Source organism: Massilia sp. W12 (assembly GCF_037300705.1).
In the GTDB taxonomy this organism is placed as follows: domain Bacteria; phylum Pseudomonadota; class Gammaproteobacteria; order Burkholderiales; family Burkholderiaceae_D; genus JACPVY01.
On the sequence record NZ_CP147776.1, the window covers coordinates 1,649,349 to 1,667,601 of the forward strand.

At 57.1% G+C, this 18,253-nt stretch carries 21 protein-coding genes; 10 read left to right on the forward strand and 11 right to left on the reverse strand.

Annotation, left to right across the window (positions count from 1 at the left end; all coding sequences use genetic code 11):
- Positions 1 to 44: 44 nt before the first annotated feature.
- The 5 genes from V8J88_RS06580 to V8J88_RS06600 all read right to left on the reverse strand — a co-directional run bounded on the left by V8J88_RS06580 (position 45) and on the right by V8J88_RS06600 (position 3,004).
- Positions 45 to 371: a barstar family protein gene (locus V8J88_RS06580; RefSeq protein WP_338848555.1), complete on the reverse strand. Its 327-nt coding sequence runs from the start codon at positions 369 to 371 to the stop codon at positions 45 to 47.
- A gap of 25 nt (positions 372 to 396) precedes the next feature.
- Complete coding sequence (locus tag V8J88_RS06585; RefSeq protein ID WP_338848557.1) at positions 397 to 885, reverse strand: biopolymer transporter ExbD; 489 nt, start codon at positions 883 to 885, stop codon at positions 397 to 399.
- 14 nt (positions 886 to 899) lie between these two features.
- The gene (locus tag V8J88_RS06590; protein ID WP_338848559.1) at positions 900 to 1,571 is read right to left on the reverse strand and encodes a MotA/TolQ/ExbB proton channel family protein; all 672 of its coding nucleotides are present in this window, start codon (positions 1,569 to 1,571) and stop codon (positions 900 to 902) included.
- Between the two features lie 4 nt (positions 1,572 to 1,575).
- The gene (dapB, locus tag V8J88_RS06595) at positions 1,576 to 2,388 is read right to left on the reverse strand and encodes a 4-hydroxy-tetrahydrodipicolinate reductase (protein WP_338848560.1); all 813 of its coding nucleotides are present in this window, start codon (positions 2,386 to 2,388) and stop codon (positions 1,576 to 1,578) included.
- Positions 2,389 to 2,458: 70 nt separating this feature from the next.
- On the reverse strand, positions 2,459 to 3,004 hold the full coding sequence (locus V8J88_RS06600; protein WP_338848561.1) for an outer membrane protein assembly factor BamE: 546 nt from the start codon (positions 3,002 to 3,004) through the stop codon (positions 2,459 to 2,461).
- Between the two features lie 79 nt (positions 3,005 to 3,083).
- Between V8J88_RS06600 and fur the strand changes: the two genes are divergently transcribed.
- Complete coding sequence (gene fur / locus V8J88_RS06605; protein ID WP_338848562.1) at positions 3,084 to 3,509, forward strand: ferric iron uptake transcriptional regulator; 426 nt, start codon at positions 3,084 to 3,086, stop codon at positions 3,507 to 3,509.
- Between the two features lie 11 nt (positions 3,510 to 3,520).
- Here fur and V8J88_RS06610 read toward each other — a convergent pair whose 3' ends face one another.
- From V8J88_RS06610 to V8J88_RS06620, 3 genes are all read right to left on the reverse strand, one after another.
- Positions 3,521 to 3,904, reverse strand: coding sequence for a response regulator (locus V8J88_RS06610; protein WP_338848563.1), 384 nt, complete (start codon positions 3,902 to 3,904; stop codon positions 3,521 to 3,523).
- Between the two features lie 29 nt (positions 3,905 to 3,933).
- Positions 3,934 to 4,965, reverse strand: a complete 1,032-nt coding sequence (gene hrcA, locus V8J88_RS06615; protein ID WP_338848564.1) for a heat-inducible transcriptional repressor HrcA — start codon at positions 4,963 to 4,965, stop codon at positions 3,934 to 3,936.
- A 104-nt stretch (positions 4,966 to 5,069) separates the two neighbouring features.
- Positions 5,070 to 5,792: an HAD family hydrolase gene (locus V8J88_RS06620; protein ID WP_338848566.1), complete on the reverse strand. Its 723-nt coding sequence runs from the start codon at positions 5,790 to 5,792 to the stop codon at positions 5,070 to 5,072.
- Positions 5,793 to 5,896: 104 nt separating this feature from the next.
- Here V8J88_RS06620 and V8J88_RS06625 point away from each other — a divergent pair, with 104 nt between their 5' ends.
- Together V8J88_RS06625 and recN are read left to right on the forward strand one after the other, a co-directional pair.
- Positions 5,897 to 6,796: an NAD kinase gene (locus tag V8J88_RS06625; protein ID WP_338848567.1), complete on the forward strand. Its 900-nt coding sequence runs from the start codon at positions 5,897 to 5,899 to the stop codon at positions 6,794 to 6,796.
- 24 nt (positions 6,797 to 6,820) lie between these two features.
- Positions 6,821 to 8,476, forward strand: a complete 1,656-nt coding sequence (gene recN, locus V8J88_RS06630) for a DNA repair protein RecN (protein WP_338848568.1) — start codon at positions 6,821 to 6,823, stop codon at positions 8,474 to 8,476.
- 58 nt (positions 8,477 to 8,534) lie between these two features.
- Here the strand turns inward: recN and V8J88_RS06635 are convergent, their stop codons facing one another.
- Positions 8,535 to 8,906 (reverse strand): hypothetical protein, encoded by a 372-nt coding sequence (locus V8J88_RS06635; RefSeq protein WP_338848569.1) that lies wholly within the window; start codon positions 8,904 to 8,906, stop codon positions 8,535 to 8,537.
- A gap of 405 nt (positions 8,907 to 9,311) precedes the next feature.
- Here V8J88_RS06635 and V8J88_RS06640 point away from each other — a divergent pair, with 405 nt between their 5' ends.
- From V8J88_RS06640 to gloA, 7 genes are all read left to right on the forward strand, one after another.
- Positions 9,312 to 10,007 carry a TetR/AcrR family transcriptional regulator gene (locus V8J88_RS06640; protein WP_338848570.1) on the forward strand — a complete coding sequence of 232 codons (696 nt, stop codon included), beginning with the start codon at positions 9,312 to 9,314 and terminating at the stop codon, positions 10,005 to 10,007.
- Positions 10,004 to 11,179: an efflux RND transporter periplasmic adaptor subunit gene (locus V8J88_RS06645; RefSeq protein ID WP_338848572.1), complete on the forward strand. Its 1,176-nt coding sequence runs from the start codon at positions 10,004 to 10,006 to the stop codon at positions 11,177 to 11,179. The genes V8J88_RS06640 and V8J88_RS06645 overlap by 4 nt, the downstream gene beginning before the upstream one ends.
- 42 nt (positions 11,180 to 11,221) lie before the next feature.
- Entirely contained in the window at positions 11,222 to 14,362 is a 3,141-nt protein-coding gene (locus V8J88_RS06650; RefSeq protein ID WP_338848574.1) for an efflux RND transporter permease subunit, read from the forward strand.
- A gap of 173 nt (positions 14,363 to 14,535) precedes the next feature.
- On the forward strand, positions 14,536 to 15,201 hold the full coding sequence (locus tag V8J88_RS06655; RefSeq protein ID WP_338848576.1) for a protein-L-isoaspartate O-methyltransferase: 666 nt from the start codon (positions 14,536 to 14,538) through the stop codon (positions 15,199 to 15,201).
- Between the two features lie 10 nt (positions 15,202 to 15,211).
- The gene (locus tag V8J88_RS06660; RefSeq protein WP_338848577.1) at positions 15,212 to 15,535 is read left to right on the forward strand and encodes a rhodanese-like domain-containing protein; all 324 of its coding nucleotides are present in this window, start codon (positions 15,212 to 15,214) and stop codon (positions 15,533 to 15,535) included.
- 35 nt (positions 15,536 to 15,570) lie between these two features.
- Positions 15,571 to 16,872 carry a TolC family outer membrane protein gene (locus V8J88_RS06665; protein WP_338848578.1) on the forward strand — a complete coding sequence of 434 codons (1,302 nt, stop codon included), beginning with the start codon at positions 15,571 to 15,573 and terminating at the stop codon, positions 16,870 to 16,872.
- A gap of 54 nt (positions 16,873 to 16,926) precedes the next feature.
- Positions 16,927 to 17,313, forward strand: coding sequence for a lactoylglutathione lyase (gene gloA, locus V8J88_RS06670; protein ID WP_338848579.1), 387 nt, complete (start codon positions 16,927 to 16,929; stop codon positions 17,311 to 17,313).
- Positions 17,314 to 17,465: 152 nt separating this feature from the next.
- Here gloA and V8J88_RS06675 read toward each other — a convergent pair whose 3' ends face one another.
- Positions 17,466 to 17,702, reverse strand: coding sequence for a hypothetical protein (locus tag V8J88_RS06675; protein ID WP_338848580.1), 237 nt, complete (start codon positions 17,700 to 17,702; stop codon positions 17,466 to 17,468).
- Positions 17,703 to 17,724: 22 nt separating this feature from the next.
- Entirely contained in the window at positions 17,725 to 18,192 is a 468-nt protein-coding gene (locus tag V8J88_RS06680) for a hypothetical protein (RefSeq protein WP_338848581.1), read from the reverse strand.
- Between the last annotated feature and the right edge of the window lie 61 nt (positions 18,193 to 18,253).

Here is an 18,253-nt window from a genome sequence, read left to right on the forward strand (position 1 = left end):
GCGCGCCGCACGCGGCGGCGCATTGCCGGGTGGGGCGAAGCGGATTAACGTAAAACCAGCTGCAAAGCCGGCTTTTCTCCATAATCTTCGTAACGTTCGTTAATGCCGCCTACGCAATAGGTGATTTCTTCCAGGATGTCGGGTGCGCGTTCGCGCATGATTTGCGCGCCATCGATCACGATTTCCAGTTTTTCATTTTCATTGAGTTTAAAGCGGGTCATGCCGTCATCGTCGCGCAGATAGCTTAAGCAATCGACCCAGGCGTCCATATTCCGCCCGTAGTAATCAGGAAAGCCGAAAGCCTGTTGGCATTCATCATGAAAACTGTCCCAATCGCGAATTTTTTTTCCATCCAGCTTGGTGCTCGCCATGGCTGTCCTCATTCCGTTGTGCCGGTCATTCCGGCTTGATTGCAGGGGCCTTCGCGGGCGCAGTCGCGGCAGGCTGTTTGGGGCCGGCAGGCGGCGCAGGGCTGCGTGGTTCCGTCACGAAGCCTATGCGTTGCAGACCGGCTTTGCGCGCTGTCGCCATCAGCGTGACGACTTCCTCATAGCGGGTTTCATTATCGGCGCGCATGCGTAATTCGGGTTGCGGCTGTTTTTTCGCCGCTTCCAGCAGTTTAGGCAGTAATGCCGGTTTTTCCAATACTTGATCGTTCCAGAACAATCGGCCGTGACTGTCGATGGATACCGTAATGGCTTCCACTTTGTTGCGCATCGGCTGCGCCTCCAGCGCCGGCAGATTGAGCGGGATTTGATGTTGAAACAGCGGCGCGGTGATGATGAAAATCACCAGCAGCACCAGCATCACGTCCACCATTGGTGTGACATTGATTTCTGAGATGGGCGTATGCGCGCCTTTGTTGTCAAAGCTGCCAAATCCCATACGGCCTCCCGGTGTTACGACAGGCGCTTGAGCGCCGCCAGCAAATCATGGGCAAAACCATCCAGTTCCGCCAGTGTGATGCGGTTGAGGCGGGCAAAGCCGTTGTAGGCCAGCACTGCCGGAATCGCCACCGCCAGTCCGAGGGCTGTCATGATCAGCGCCTCGCCCACTGGGCCTGCCAGTTTGTCGATTTGCGCCATGCCGGCGTGCGAGACGGCTGACAGCGAGTGGTAAATGCCCCAGACGGTGCCGAGCAGGCCGACAAAGGGGGCGGTGGCGCCGATCGAGGCCAGCAGGGTCAGGCCGCGCTCCAGTTTGCGGGTGGCGATGTGGATTTGTTCGCGCAACAGACGGGTGGCCAGCTCTTCGCCTGACAGTTTGGCGGCCAGGCTGCCTTCCGCCGGGCGCTGTTGCAAGGCCAGGGCTTGCGCGGCGAGCGGGGCGAAAATCGCTTCGTCATCGGCTTGCGCCAATAATTGATGGCCGTCCTGCAGGCTTTGGGTTTGCCAAAAACCGCCCAATACGCGCGCCGCCTGTCTGGCGCGCCAGGCGGTCAGCCCTTTGGAGAGGATGAAAAACCAGGACAGAATCGACATCGCCAGCAAGACCAGGCTCAGGGCGTGGCTGACGCTGTCGCCCTGGTTCCAGAAGTGCAGCAAACCGCTGCCGCCAAACGGGTTGTTCATGTTTTTATGCCTTATTCAGTGGCGCAAAACCCAAAACCTGTTGCATATCGAATAAGCCGCTTGCGTGGTTTTGCAAAAAGCGCACACAACGCAAAGCCCCCAGCGCATAGCTGATGCGGCTGGAAGATTTGTGACTGATTTCGATGCGCTCGCCGATGCCGGCGAACAAGACCGTATGGTCGCCGATGATATCGCCGCCGCGCACAGTGGCAAAGCCGATCGATGAGGGGTCGCGCGCGCCGGTCACGCCTTCGCGCGCAAATACGCCCACTTCGCGCAAATCGCGCCCCAGCGCTTGCGCAATCACTTCGCCCATCTGCAAGGCGGTGCCGGAAGGCGCATCGACTTTATGGCGGTGATGCGCTTCGATGATTTCAATGTCATAGCCTTCGGATAACTGGCGCGCGGCCAGTTCCAGCAGTTTCATGGTGACGTTCACCCCCACGCTCATATTCGGCGCCGCCACCAGCGCCATGCGCTGGCCATATGCCGCCAGGGTGCTCTTTTGCTCTGCCGAAAAGCCGGTGGTGCCGATCACCATTTTGACGCCATGTTCTGCGCAATACGCCAGATGCTGCAGGGTGCCTTCGGGGCGCGTGAAGTCGATCAGATATTCCGCATCGCGCAAGCCCTGCGCCAGGTCGGCGCAAATCGGCACGCCGCAGTGGCGTCCGGCGAAAGCCCCGGCGTCCTGCCCCAGTTGCGCGCTGCCGGGCAGGTCAAGCGCGCCGCACAATTGCATATCGGGTTGTTCCAAAATGGTTTCGATCAGCATCCGGCCCATGCGGCCGGAGGCGCCAGCGACGGCAATTTTCATGGTCGGTCCTGTTGCGGTGGCGGCATGAAGCCGCAAAATATGATTAAATGCGCAGCCTTTGCGGCCATGCTTATTTGGCTTCGCGCGCCGGGCCTGCGATGCGGTTCAGATAATCTTTTTCGCTTGGCAATTCGCCGCTTTCAATGCGTTCCACTTTGTCATCCTTGAAAAAGATGGCGATACGGCTGGTGGTGGTTTCGCCGCTGCCTTTTTGCAAGCGGAAGGGGTAATCCCAGCGCGCGCCGTGGAACACATCAGCCAGCAGCGGGGTGCCGGCGATGAAACGCACCTGTTCGCGCGTCATGCCGGTTTTTAACTGTTCCACCATTTCCTGGGAAATGAAGTTGCCTTGTTGCACTGTGACGCGGTAGGGCGAGAAAAACCACAGTACGCGCTGGGAAGCGGAGAGCGAAGTGGTTTTCGCATCCAGATCGCCGGGGCCGGTTTGCGGCTTGCCCGCAGCGCTTTGCGCCACCGGCGCTGCGGCCTGCTTGGCGGCGGGCGCCTCGTCGATCAGCGGATTTTTGCTGGCGCAAGCGCACAGCAACAAGGCTGCGAGCGCCACACCGCTGCGCGTTTGGAAACGGGTGGACTTAAAAGAATGTAAGAAAGACATGGTTTGCATATCGAAGCCGGTCAGGAGCACCAAAACGCTATATGATAAAGCAGTTGAACCCATGACGAGAAACAATGCTATGAACAAACCTGCAGATCTGAAGTCCAGTGGCCTGAAAGCAACCTTGCCGCGCTTGAAAATTCTGGAAATTTTTCAAAACAGCGAAGTGCGCCATCTGACTGCGGAAGATGTGTACAAGGTCTTGCTGGCGGAAAACATGGATGTCGGCTTAGCCACCGTGTACCGCGTACTGACCCAATTTGAGCAGGCCGGCCTATTGCACCGCAATCACTTTGAGAGCGGCAAGGCGGTATTTGAATTAAACCAGGGTTCGCACCATGATCATCTGGTCTGCCTCGACTGTGGCCGGGTGGAAGAATTTTTCGATGAGGAAATCGAAACGCGCCAGCAGAAAATCGCGGCGGAGCGCGGCTTTACGATTGCCGAACACGCGCTCGCGCTGTATGTCAATTGCGCCCGCCAGAATTGCCCGCATAAAGGCTGAGCGGGGCCGGCTTACAGCCCTCGCGCCCGATTCAATGCCGCCTCTGTGGTTTTCAACACGGTGGCGGTGTTGAATGGCTTGAGAATAAAGCCGTGCGCGCCGCGCGCAAGTGCGGTTTGCACGGTTTCGCGGTCGCTGCTGCCAGTCACCATCAAGACCGCGCAGCGCGGCAGGGCTTTGCGCACCTGCTGCAAAATTTCCAGTCCGCTGGCGCCGGGCATCAACACATCGAGAAACACCACATCCGGTTTGGCGCGCAAAATCATTTCCAGTCCGCTGACGCCATCGGTGGCTTCGCCCAACACCTGATAGCCGTCATTGCGCAACGCGGTGCGCAGTAATTCACGCGTCATTTCATTGTCATCAATGATGACAGTGGAAATATATTTGTCCATCCAGCCTCCTTATTGTGCTGAGCAGGGGATCAACTCCGGGGTTCATTCTGGCTTAATGCATTTGACAGTAATTTGGCGGTGATATCGACAATCGGAATCACCCGTTCATAAGCCATGCGGGTGGGGCCGATCACGCCCAGTGTGCCGACTATTCTGCCATTCACTTCATACGGGGCGGTGACGATGCTCATTTGATCCACCGGCACCAATTCAGAATCGCCGCCGATATAAATCTGCACGCCGCTGGCCTTGGCCGAGACATCGAGCAATTGCATCAGGCTGGTTTTTTGTTCAAACATATCAAACAGTTGGCGCAGCGAAGTCATATTTGAGGACAGATCATTGACCGACAGCAAATTGCGCTCGCCCGAGATGACCACATCTTCTTCCTGTTCCGCCATGGCGGCGCTGCCGGCTTCCACCGCCGCCTGCATCAAATGCGCCATATCGTCTTTGAGCTGACGCAATTCCGCCTGCAGGCGCCGGCGCACCTCATCAAAACTCAAACCGCCGAAATTCTGGTTCAGATAATTCGCCGAGGCCACCAGCTGCGCCGGCGAATAATCGACATCGGTCAGCAGCATGCGGTTTTGCACATCGCCATGCGGCGTCACGATCACCAGCAGGATGCGTTTTTCCGCCAGGCGCAGGAATTCGATTTGTTGAAATACCGATTCGCGCTTGGGGCTTAACACCACGCCGGCGAATTGTGACAGTGAGGACAGTAATTGCGCCGCATTCGCAATCAGCTTTTGCGGCTGTTGCTGTTGTGATAAGCCGGCTTCAATCTGCAGCGCTGCCTGGTCCAATGCTTGAGAAGTCAGCAGGCTGTCCACAAACAGGCGGTAGCCGCGCGGCGTCGGCACCCGGCCTGCCGAGGTGTGCGGACTGGCCAGAAAACCTTGTTCTTCCAGATCCGACATGATGTTACGGATTGTCGCCGGAGACAGCTCAAGGCCCGAGAGTTTGGACAGCGCGCGCGAGCCGAGCGGCTGGCCTTCGGCGATGTAACGCTCAACCAGAACTTTGAGCAGGGTTTGGGCGCGTGAATCAAGTTGCATGGTTTCAATCAGACAAGGGGCTGGCGGCGCCAACCCTCAATTTCAATAAATCTTGCTCATTGTGGGCAGATTTTCCGGCGTGCGCAAGTTGCAATGCGTCTGCATCAAGTTTGTTGCTGCAACCAGGCGCACATTTCGCGCAAATCGGCGCACACCGCATCAGCATCGGACTCAGCTTGCGCATGCGCGCGCGGCGCGACGTCGTTGCGCTTGAGCCAGACGCTGCGCAAACCGGCGCGGCGCGCGCCCAGCACATCCAATTCCGGATCATCGCCCACATACACTGCCTGTTGCGGCGCGATGCGCAGGGCTTCGCAGGCGGCCAAAAAGATTTCCGCATCCGGCTTGGCGCGCCCGAAGCGGTGCGCCGCCAGCCTGACTTGAAAAAACGGGGCCAGTCCGATTTGCTGCAAATCGGCAAAGCCGTTGCTGATTGTGCCCAGCAGATAATTGCCTTTTAATTCGCGCAAGACCGGTTGCACATCGGCATACAGCGTGACTGCATTGCGCGCTTTGACATACGCCTGCATGGCGCCGGCGCAGATGGTTTGCTGCGGATCCGGGGTGCCGCTCCTGGCCAAGGCATTGCGCAAAACGGTCAGCCGCAAATTCCATAAATCGACTTGCAATTGCGGCTGGCTGGCCAGCAGTTCGGCGCGCTCGCGCCGCAACAGCTCCGCGCCATTCTCCAACACACGCGGCGCATGGCGCGCCAGATACTGCATCATTTGCTGTTCCGCATTGGCTAACAGGCGCGCCGCCGGCCATAAAGTGTCGTCCAGATCGAACAGCACGGCGCGCAATGGCGTTTGAGTAGGTGCTTGCATGGCGTTTCCTGCCAAATTGTTCCGAATTATGGTTTAATCATGTTGCCCGCCGCCAGCCGGCGGGCAGTGCCCGGCGCATCCCGCCGCATTATTTCCGCTTTCCTATGCATAAAACCATCGCACTGATTGCGCGCCATCATACGGCAGGCATCGAAACCGTGCTGCAGGAATTGGTCGAATTCCTGTTGGCGCAAGGCCATCAGCTGTTTTTTGAAGCTGATACCGCCATGCACATCAAACGCGAGGGCGTGTTAGCCCAAGTGGCGCCGATGAGCGTGACGGAAATCGGCTTGAACGCCGATCTGGCCATCGTCCTGGGCGGCGACGGCACCATGCTTGGCATCGCGCGCCAGCTGGCCCCGTTTGATATTCCGCTTATCGGCGTCAACCAGGGACGGCTGGGCTTTATGACGGATATCTCGCGCGACCGCATGATCCCCGCTGTGACAGCGATTCTGTCAGGCAATTATAAGTCCGAGCGGCGCAGCATGCTGGAGGGCCGGGTGATCAGAAATGGCGCGCCAATCTTCTTCGGCCTGGCGGTGAATGATGTGGTGGTGGCGCGCGGTTCCGGCGCCGGCATGGTGGAATTGCGGGTTGATGTGGATGACCACTTCATGTACAACCAGCGCTCGGACGGCTTGATTTTAGCCACCCCGACCGGCTCCACCGCTTACTCCCTGTCTGCCGGCGGCCCGTTGATGCACCCCAGCCTGCGCGGCATTGTGCTGGTGCCGATTGCGCCGCACGCCTTGTCCAACCGGCCGATTGTGGTGCCGGAGACCAGCGAGATTTTGATTGAAGTCAAAAACGGGCGCGATATCAGCATCAATTTTGATATGCAAACTTTCACCAGCTTAATGCCGCGCGACCGCATCAGCGTGCGCCGCTCACAGCACACTGTGACCTTTTTGCATCCGGTGGGCTGGAGTTATTACGATACGCTGCGGGAAAAACTGCATTGGAATGAAATCCCCACTTTTGAACGCAGCCCGGTTGTCTGAGCTGCTTTGTTAATTCTGCCAAACATGTTGCATACCCTGCATATCCGTGATTTTGTCATCGTTGATCAGATCGAATTGGAATTTGCCCCCGGCTTCACCGTGTTTACCGGCGAAACCGGGGCCGGCAAATCGATTTTGATCGACGCCCTCAGCTTGGCCCTGGGCGCGCGCGGCGACGCTTCCATGGTGCGCGAAGGCGCATCGCGCACCGACATTTGCGCCGCCTTCAAAGCCACGCCGGAGGCCCTGGCCTGGCTGAATGAAAATGAAATGCAAGCCGAAGACGGGCAGATTTTATTGCGCCGCGTGATCGACAATAATGGCCGCAGCAAAGCCTGGATCAATGGCGCGACGGCTTCGGCCAGCCAATTGCGCGATATCGGCGAATTGCTGGTCAATATTCACGGCCAGCACATGCACCAATCCCTGCTCAAAGACAGTGCGCAGCGGCAAATGCTGGACAATCTTTTGCCGCCAGCCGCGCAAAGCCTGTTGCCGCAAGTGCAGCAAGCCTGGCGTCAGTGGCAGGCGACAGCGCGGCAGTGCCGCGAATTTGAAGCCAACGCCAAAAACGTTTTGCAAGAACGCGAACGCCTGCAATGGCAGGTCAGCGAATTGGAAAAACTCGCCCCCAAAGCCGGCGAATGGCAGGAAGTGACGCAGGAGCACAGCCGTTTGGCGCACGCCGCCAGTTTGCTGGATGGGGCGCAAGAAGCCCTGCAAATCATTTCCGAATCTGACCACCCGATTCTGTCGCAACTCTCTTCGCTCAATCAGCGCCTGGGTAAATTGGCGGCGTATGATGAAAATCTGAAAAGCGTGCTGGATTGCACCGAGCCTGCGCGCATCCAGTTGCAAGAAGCGGTGTATGCGCTGAATGATTATCTGGGCCGGCTCGAACTCGATCCGGCGCGCTTGGCGCAAATTGAAGCGCGCGTCGAAGCCCTGCACAGCGCCAGCCGCAAATTCCGGGTGCAGGCGGAAGACTTGCCGCAGGAATATGAAAATCTGGCGCAGCAATTGCAGCAGCTCGACGCCGTGGCCGATATGGACGCCTTGCGTGCGCAGGAAGAAAAATTGCAGCAAGTCTGGCGCAAACTGGCGCAGCAATTAAGCGCGGCGCGCCAGGATACCGCGCACAAACTCTCGCAAGCGGTCAGCGACGCCATGCAAAGCCTGGCGATGGCGGGCGGGCGCTTTGAAGTCAGCGTGCAAGAAGGCGCAGCGCAAGCGCATGGCGCTGACAATATCGAATTTCTGGTGGCAGGCCACGCCGGCGTCAGCCTGCGGCCTTTGGCCAAAGTGGCGTCCGGCGGTGAATTGGCGCGCATTGCGCTGGCCATTTCCGTTATCGCCAGCAGCGCAGCCACCACCCCGACTCTGATTTTTGACGAGGTGGATAGCGGCATCGGCGGCGCCACGGCGGAAGTGGTGGGGCGTTTATTGCAAAAACTGGGACAGGAGCGGCAAGTCTTGTGCGTGACCCATTTGCCGCAAGTGGCGGGGCAGGGCAATCAGCATTTCAAAGTCGCCAAGCGCGGTCTTGAAAATGGCCGCACCGCATCCTCAATCAATCTGCTGAGTGCCGATGCGCGGGTGGAAGAAGTGGCGCGCATGCTGGGCGGCTTGGATATCACCGACACCACACGCAAAATGGCGCGCGAATTATTGGCGCTGTAAAGTCTGCGCAGCAAAACAAAACGGCCTGCATTTGCAGGCCGTTTTTTATTGCGCGCGATTAAATTTTGCTCTGGTCGCCGCGCACCGTCAGCGCAGCCGAGCCAAACACAATGCCCAGACCCATCACATACCACAAGGGCAGGCGGCTGCCTTCAGCCACCATGATGCCGGTGGCGAAAATCACCAGAATCACCGCCGCCGCCGCCGCCAGCAACATCAGGGCCGCGCCCGCTCCGCGCGTGATTTTGGCGACTGCCGGATCGCGCACTGAACCGGCCAGAAACAGATAGCCGAGCATAAACAGCCCGGGGAATAAGAGATAAACCGCCATCCCGTCCGGCTGGTGCATCAATCCCAAGGGGGCAGCGACGATTGCGCCGCCGCATAGCAAGCCGAGCACGAGGAACAAAATACCGATTGCCTGAAACATGGATGACTCCTGAAGAAGTGAGAACATGCATACATGATATACCGGCGAGGCAGTTTGCGCGGGCCTGAATCTTGCCGCGCTTGCCTGCCGGGGGCGCTGTCGGCGTGCGGGATTGTTGGGGAAATGTGACCATTACTTAAATCCAAGATGAAATTCCCTGCTATGATGTGCGCTCCAAGCCAAATAAAGCGGAAGATGAATTAACCATTTGACGCTTTTTTCTTCTGTTATTTCGATGTTTTCATACTGTTTCATCAGTATAAAACTGATGATTGTGAAAAATCCCGCATAACTTGACCCATTCCTCATCCGGATATATATTACTGACTCGAAAGTAAGTAATTTGCAAAAGGGCTGTCGCCTGTTTTGCAAAGATCAACTCATCCGCTAAGACAAGGTTTGGACATGGAATGCCCCTTTGGCGTCAAGCCGCGCTGGGCGCGTCGCAAAGACGCCCGGCCACAGGAATTGCTCGCGGCTGCGCTTGATATATTTGTCGAGCGTGGTTTTGCCATGACCCGCCTGGAAGATGTGGCGCGTCGCGCCGGCGTCTCCAAAGGCACACTGTATCTGTATTTCACCAATAAAGAAGAATTATTCAAAGCCGTGGTGCGCGAAAACATCGTGCCCACGCTCGGCCAGGCCGAGGACATGGCCGCCAATCACCAGGGCAGCGCGAGTGAATTATTGCGCTGCATTGTGCTGGGCTGGTGGGAGCGCGTGGGCAACACCAAATTATCCGGCATCACCAAGCTGATGCTGTCTGAGAGCGGGAATTTCCCTGAACTGGCGCGTTTTTATCAGGAAGAAGTGATCATGCGCAGCGATGCGATTGTGCGCAAGCTGCTGCAACGCGGGGTGGACAGCGGCGAGTTCCGTGCTGAATTGCATACCGGCAACAGCAGTTTGACCAAGGTCATGGTGTCGCCGATTTTGATGTTGATGCTATGGCAGCATTCTTTTGGCATGAACGCCGGCCTGCAAATCGATCCGCAAACCTATCTGGAAGAATATCTTGATCTCTGCCTGCACGGTCTGTGCCGGCAGCCTGTCACTGCTGACGCATCCGGCGCGGTTTGCTGCGCCAAGGATTCTTTATGAAAAAAACCATTCTCATCAGCGCAATCATTCTGGGGCTGGCGGCCCTGGGCGTGGCTAAAGTCAAATCCAATCCCAAAGCGCCGGCCCCGGCCAGCGCGGCAGTCGAGAATGTGCTTGAACTGCTGCCCGGCGATTTGGCCAGCATCGGGCAGGGCAGTGTGCAGCAAGTTTTGCAAGTCTCAGGTAATGTGCGCGCGCTGCAGCAAGCCACGGTGAAGGCCAAAGTCGCAGGCGAAGTGTTGAAAGTGCTGGTGCGCGAAGGCGAAAGCGTGCGCGCCGGGCAATTGATTGCGCAAATCGACACCAATGATGCGCGCGCGCGGCTGGAGCAGGCGCAAGGCAATCTGCGCGCCGCCAGCGGTCAGCTGGAAATCGCCAACAACACGCGCAATAACAATCGCCAGTTGCAGGCTAAAAATTTCATCTCTAAAAACGCGCTGGATACTGCCGAACAGCAATGGGCGATCGCGCAAGCCAATCTGGATGCGGCGCGCGCAGCGCTGGATGTGGCGCAAAAGGCCGTGCGCGACGCCGAAGTGCGCGCGCCGATTGATGGCGTGATTGCTTCCCGCAGCGTGCAGCCGGGCGAGAAAGTGGCGCCGGATGCGCGCCTGCTGGAGATTGTCGATTTGCGCGAATTGGAGCTGGAGTTAAGCGTGCCGGCCCCGGATATTCCTGCGCTCTCATTGGGACAGGAAGTGCGCGCCAGCTTTGACGGCCTGGCGCAGCCGCTGACAGCGCGTATCAGCCGCATCAGCCCGGCCGCCTCCACCGCCTCGCGCAGCCTGAATGTGTACGCCAAACTTGCCGGCCCCGGCGTGGCGCAACTCAAGACCGGCATGTTCGCGCAGGCCAAGATTGTGCTGCAAAAGAAAGAGGGCGTATTCAAAGCGCCGCTATCTGCGCTGTATCAGAACCAGCAGGAACAATATATATGGCTGGTGCGCGATGGCCGCCTGCAGCGTCAGGCGGTTAAAACCGGTTTGTCCGGGGAAGATGAGAGCGGCGCGGTGATCGAATTGCAAGCCGCACCGTCCGCGCCGCCGCTGCTTGTCGGGGCCACACTGGTAGGGCTGAATTTGGGACAGCTGCAACAGGGACAGGCAATCCGCCTGCGTCAGGCGAAAGCGAATCCGGCCAGCGCCAGCAGCGCTGCGGCGAAAGCGCGCTAAGCGTCAATTCACGCGCATACAGCGCAGAAACAGGATTTTTCCATGTGGTTTACCCGGATCAGCATAGGCAACCCGGTCTTTGCGACCATGATGATGATGGCCCTGGTGGTATTGGGCCTGTTTTCCTATCAGCGCATGCGCGTCGATCAGTTCCCGGATATCAATTTTCCGGTGGTGGTGATTCAAACCGATTATCCGGGCGCCTCGCCTGAGACGGTGGAAAGCGATATCTCGCGCAAGGTGGAAGAAGCGGTCAACACCATCAATGGCATCAATGCCCTGACTTCGCGCTCGTATGAGGGCAGTTCGGTGGTGATTGTGGAATTTGATCTGACCATCGATCCGGCCCAGGCGGCGCAGGATGTGCGGGAAAAAATCGCCGTCATCAAAACCACTTTCCGTAAAGAGATCAAAGAGCCGCGCGTGACGCGCTACGATCCGGCGGATCGGCCGATTTTCTCGATTGCCGTGACGCAGGATGAAAAGCAGAACAAATACAGCCTGCGTGATTTATCCACCATCGCCGATCAGGTGATTAAAAAGCGCATCGAAAACGTGCGCGGCGTGGGGTCGGTGAATCTGGTGGGCGCGGTCAAGCGTGAAATTCATGTGTATTTGAACCCGGAGCAGCTCGAAGCTTATGGCGTCGGGGTCGATCAGGTGAGCGCTGCGATCCGCAATGAAAATCAGGAGTTGCCCAGCGGCGCGGTGCGCACCTCGAAAGATGAAAAAGTGGTGCAGATCCTGGGACGGGTGAAACAGCCGGAAGAGTTTGGCCGCATTATCGTCGCGCGCCGCGCCGGCCAGCCGGTGCAATTGCGCCAATTGGCGCAAATCGTGGATGGCCAGGAAGAACAGGAAAATCTGGCGCTCTACAATGGCCGGCGCACTCTGGCGCTGGATATTCTCAAAGCCCAGGGGCAGAACACCATCCAGGTTGCAGACAGTCTGCAAGAATCGATGAAGGAAATCCAAACCCGGCTCGACGCGCTGTATCCCGGCGTCAAAGTCGAGGTGATCCGCGATGGCTCGCGCCAGATCAGAGTCGGGGTGGATAATGTGCAACGCACCTTGATCGAAGGCGCGCTGCTGACGGTGCTGATTGTCTTCCTCTTCCTCAATTCCTGGCGCTCGACCGTGATTACCGGCTTGACCTTGCCGGTGGCCTTGATCGGCTCGTTTTTGTTCATGTATATGTTTGGTTTCACCATCAATATGCTGACCCTGATGGCGCTTTCGCTCTCGGTCGGGATGTTGATTGACGACGCCATCGTGGTGCGTGAAAACATTGTGCGCCATACCGGCATGTTGCATGAGGGTAAGCCGAAAGACCACCACCGCGCCGCGCTCGACGGCACCGAGGAAATCGGCCTGGCGGTGCTGGCCACCACGTTTTCGATTGTGGCGGTGTTTTTGCCGGTCGGTTTCATGGGCGGCATCATCGGACGCTTTTTCCACCAATTCGGCATCACCGTGGTGGCGGCGGTTTTGATTTCGATGTTTGTTTCTTTCACCCTCGATCCGATGCTGTCTTCGATCTGGCATGAGCCGCCGAAAAATCCGCAAAGTCTGTACTGGCGCCTGCTGGGGCGCTGGCTGGATTGGTTTGAGCGCAAAATGGAAGATCTGGCGCTGTGGTACCAGGGTTTGCTGGCCTGGTCTTTAAAACATCGCGGCTTGACTATGCTGATTGCGCTGCTGAGTTTTGTTGGCGGCTTGGCCTTGCCGGCCTCGGGGCTGATCGGCTCTGACTTTGTGCCGCAGGCGGATTATTCTGAAACCGGGGTCACTTTATACACGCCGACCGGTTCTTCGCTTGAATTCACAGAAAGCAAAGCGCGCCAGGTGGAATCGATTTTGCATGAAATGCCGGAGGTGCTGGACACCTATGTCACGGTCAACACCGGCAATTCGCAAGGTAAGAATTACGCCACGGTGTTTGTGCGCCTGGTTGCGCGCGCCGAGCGCAAGCGCAATGCCTATCAGCTCGGGATTGAGTTGCGCCAGCGCATCAATCAAGTCGGCGGCATTGTCGTCACCCACGTCGGCAATCTGGACGGGGTGGGCGGCGACAATAAGAATCTGCGGCTTTCGATTCAGGGACAGGATTTGGCCCAGTTGGCGAAACTTGCGGAACAAGTGCAGCAAAAAATGCGCGCCATCCCCGGTATTGTTGATCTTGACACCAGTTTGAAGGCGGAAAAACCGACGATTGCGATCACGCCCCGGCGTGAGGCGGCGGCGGATTTGGGCGTGGGCGTGGCCCAGATCGGCGCTGCGCTGCGGCCTTTGCTGGCCGGCGATGCGGTGTCCAGCTGGCGCGCGCCGGATGGGGAAAACTATGATGTGAATCTGCGCCTGGCGCCGGAGCGGCGTAACAGCATGGCCGATTTGCAGCGCTTGATGCTGTCCAGCAGCCAGCCGGGTGCGGACGGGGCGCAGAAGCTGGTGGTGTTATCCCAGGTGGCTGAGGTCAAACTCTCGACCGGGCCAAACCAGATCAACCGGCGCGATTTGCGGCGCGAAGTTGAGTTGTCCGCCAATGTGGTGGGCCGTTCCGGCGGCGAGGCCGGGCGTGAAGTCAAGGCGGCGCTGGAGAGCATCAACTGGCCGCCCGGCTACAGCTTCAAAATGGGCGGCGCCACCAAGAATATGAATGAATCTTTTGCCTACGCCATGTCGGCGTTGCTGCTGGCGATTATTTTCATTTACATGATCTTGGCCAGCCAGTTCCACAGCTTTATGCAGCCGCTGGCCATCATGTCGAGCTTGCCGCTGACCCTGATCGGGGTGTTTTTAGCGCTTTTGATGTTTAATTCGACCTTGAATCTGTTTTCCATCATCGGCTTCATTATGCTCATGGGGCTGGTGACGAAAAACGCGATTTTGCTGGTGGATTTCGCCAATCAGGCGCGCGCAGCCGGGAGTGAGCGCAGCGCGGCCCTGTTAGAAGCCGCGCATGTGCGCTTCCGCCCGATTCTGATGACAACTCTGGCGATGGTGTTTGGCATGGCCCCGCTGGCCTTCGGCATGGCCGAAGGTTCCGAGCAGCGCGCGCCGATGGGACAGGCCGTGATCGGCGGTGTGATCACTTCCACGCTCTTGACCATGGTGGTGGTGCCGGTGGTGTACACCTGGCTGGATGATCTGGCGGCCTGGTTTAAACGCAAGCCGAAAGCGTGAATGTGCAGCTCATCCCGCCAAAAGCGCGATTCGTCGCAAAGGCACAGGCAAAGCGCTGGATTGCCCTTAGTCTTGCGTTCAAGCAAGCAAGGGAAAATCCCGCAGTTTTTGGAAGAAAGCGCAATCGCAGCTAAAATGCTGTCTTTCCGACCCTTGCAGAAAATGTACAGAACATGAATATCGAAAAAGCCCGATTCAATATGATTGAACAGCAGATCCGCCCGTGGGATGTGCTTGATGCCGGCGTGCTGGACCTGCTTGGCATCGTCAAACGCGAAGAATTCGTGCCGCAGGAATACAAAAACCTGGCCTTCGCCGATACTGAAGTGCCGCTGCCTTGCGGCCAGCATATGTTGGCGCCGAAGGTGGAAGCCAAGATTTTGCAGGCGGTCAATCCCGGCAAACATGAAACCGTGCTCGAAATCGGCGCCGGTTCCGGCTATATGGCGGCGCTGCTGGCGCATAAGGCGCGCGTGGTGCTGGCGCTGGAAATTGAAGCCGAATTGGCAACCATGGCGCAAAAAAATCTGGCGCGCCAGGCCGTCGCCAATGTCCGTGTGGTGCAAGGCAATGGCGCGCAAGGCTGGGCCGGCGACGCCAATCTGTGCGCGCCCTGGGATGTGATCGTGGTCTCGGCCTCGCTGCCCACGCTGCCGCAGGAAATGTTGCAACAACTCAAAATCGGCGGCCGTTTGGCGGTGATTCTGGGTGAGGCGCCTGTCATGAGCGCGCAAATCATCACCCGCACCGGTGAAAACGCCTTTGACACAGTCAAGCTGTTTGAAACCTGTGTCAGCCCCTTGCGCGAAGTGCAAGCGGCCCCGCAATTCAAATTCTGATGGAAACACCATGAAGCAAATCACCGCCACTGAATTGGCTGCCTGGCTGGCTGACGCCAGCCGTCCCGATCCGCTGTTGCTGGATGTGCGCGAACCCTGGGAATTTGAGCACTGCCGCATTCCCGGCGCACAATTGATGAGTATGCAAAGCGTGCCGGCCCGTATGCAGGAGCTGGATGAGGACGCTGAAATCGTCTGCATCTGTCATCACGGTGGGCGCAGTATGCAAGTGGCGGCGTTTCTGGAGCGGCACGGTTTTCAACATTTGAGTAATTTGAGCGGGGGTGTGCACGCCTGGGCGGCGCAAGTGGATCCCTCGATGCCGACTTACTGACACTCTGGTTTTGAATCACTCCTTTGGAGAATCGAATGCGTAAAACATATTTGGCCCTGCTTGCCGCAGGCGCACTGGGATGTTCGCCGGCATATGCGGCGGACTTGATGCAAGTCTATAAGCAAGCCCTCAGTAATGACGCACAATACGCCAGCGCGCGTGCTGCGCAAATTGCAGGGCAGGAAAAAGTGGTGCAAGGCCGTTCTCTGGTGTTGCCTACGGTAGGCTTGTCCGGCAATGTCACCCGCAGTGATACGGATTTTCTCGCATCAACTGGCACGGTTAACCGCAGCAGCACAAGCAGAGAAATCAAAATTGCTTTGAGCCAGCCTCTGTATGAACCGGCGCGCTGGGAGCAATACGAGCAGGCGAAATTGGCTGGCGCTTTGTCTGAAGTGCAATTCGCCCAGGCCAAGCAGGAATTGATTTTGCGCGTGGCGCAAGCGTATTTTGATGTGCTGACGGCGCAAGACACGCTGGAAGCGGTGAAAGCGCAGAAAACCGCCACCGCCGAACAGCTCGCCTCGGCCAAGCGCAATTTTGAAGTTGGCACGCAGACCATCACCGATACCCACGAAGCGCAAGCGCGCTATGACTTGATCATGGCGCAGGAATTTGCGGCGCAAGCTGACCTGGACATCAAGCGCACCGCTTTGCTGCAGATCACCGGGCAAGATCCGGGTGCGCTCGCACCGTTGCGTGCGAATGTCAGCATCAGCGCGCCGCAACCGGCCAAGGTGGAAGACTGGGTGCTGGCGGCGGAAAAGCAAAACACCGGCGTACAGTCGGCAGACATTGCCTACAACATCGCCAAATCGGAAATCAAGCGCAGCCGCGCCGGCCATATGCCTACCGTGGACTTGTTCGCCTGGCACAGCCGGGGGCGCGGCGGCCTCAGCGGCGATAACAATAACAATACCATCGGCGTGCAATGGTCGGTGCCCTTGTTTGCCGGACACGCCATCACCAGCAAGGTGCGCGAATCGATCGCGCAGGAAGATAAAGCGCGCAATGATCTGGAAAGCGCCAAACGCGCCGCCAGCTTTGGCGCACGCCAGGCGTTTTTAGGCGTTTCCAGCGGTCTGGCCCAGGTCAAAGCGTTGGAAGCGGCGGAATTGTCCAGCAAATCAGCGCTGGACTCGAACAAGCTTGGTTATCAAGTCGGGGTGCGCATCAATATCGACGTGTTGAACGCCCAGCAGCAAGTGTATTCGACCCGCAAAGACCTTTCCCGCGCGCGCAATGACACCCTGGTCAATGGCCTGCGTCTGAAATCAGCCGCCGGCACATTGAAAGAAGAAGATCTGGCGCAAATCAACGCCTTATTGCAAAACTGATATGGAATCACAAACGGGGGCCGCATGGCCCCCGTTTTGCTTTTGGAGAACACCATGCGCTTTTTACACACCATGCTGCGGGTCGGCGACTTGCAACGTTCCATCGACTTTTATACCGGGGTGCTTGGCATGCAATTGCTGCGCAAGAGCGAGAACCCGGAATATAAATACACCCTGGCGTTTTTGGGTTATGGCAGCAATCCCGAACACGCCGAAATCGAACTGACATATAACTGGGGCGTGGAAAAATACGAGATCGGCACAGCCTTTGGCCATCTGGCGCTGGGGGTGGACGATATTTACGCCACCTGCGAGGCCTTGCGCGCAGCCGGCGGCGTGATCACGCGCGAACCCGGCCCGGTCAAAGGCGGCAGCACTGTGATTGCCTTCCTGCAAGACCCGGATGGCTACAAAATCGAATTGATTGAACGCAAGTTTTAATTGCTCAGCCGGGGAGAGAGTATGCGCCGCGTTTTTGCTGATTGTGGCGCTGCGCTTGAATTTTTCCATCGATTGGGCGTGAAATTTAGCAGTACTTGCTATTTCCAGGCTGCAAGAGTGAATTGTAAGTATCAGCCCAAATTCTGTGGTGTTTATATGGACATAGGCGCCAGCAAGTGCTGATACTCAGGGAGCTGCGGTTTTACCGCGCACTCTTGCATATAAGCTTGTTTCATCTCACTTTGCGCTTGGCTCAATGCAAACAGGATTTCCTGCGCATCGGCTTCGAGATCATCAATATTGCCTTGCACACTGGCCTTAATCTGGCTGATTTCAGCATGCACCGACTGAATGGCAATCATGAGTGTGTCTGTACTGATGTGGGGCATAAAATTCTCCAACTATTTTGTATTACTTCCGCGCATCTTCATATTGTTTAGCAATTGCGTTTCTTGCTAAATTATCAAGTGCGGCCTTAAAGGAGTCAACCGGCATGCGAATACTTGAGGCTTCGATTTGATAGTGATCTGCGCCGTAGGTATCGTTACGTCCTGTGAACCTGATTCGGAGGGAGTCTGGTATCACAGTGCCAACAGGAATTGTAAAGTACCACCAATGCTTGGTCCCGAATGCCTTATCTTTATCAAACAACGATGTGCCGCCGCCAGGATCGATGACTTCTTGCCCACCATACGAATAGGGATAAACGTCGGCTTTCCTGATTTTTGTTATTGTCTTGCCAGCAACATTAGCATGGTATGTTGTATCTTTGAAGCTTGGGTATAAAGTCCCTGTCACAACTCCGCTGGACGACATTACGCCATTTGGAAAGTCGTCTTTTCTTACGCTTCTATATAAATTGACACTGGTTGTTGTCATTGGTGTCTCCAACTGAATTATTTCTGTTTAGAAATATATATAAGTGAGTAATGAGTATTAT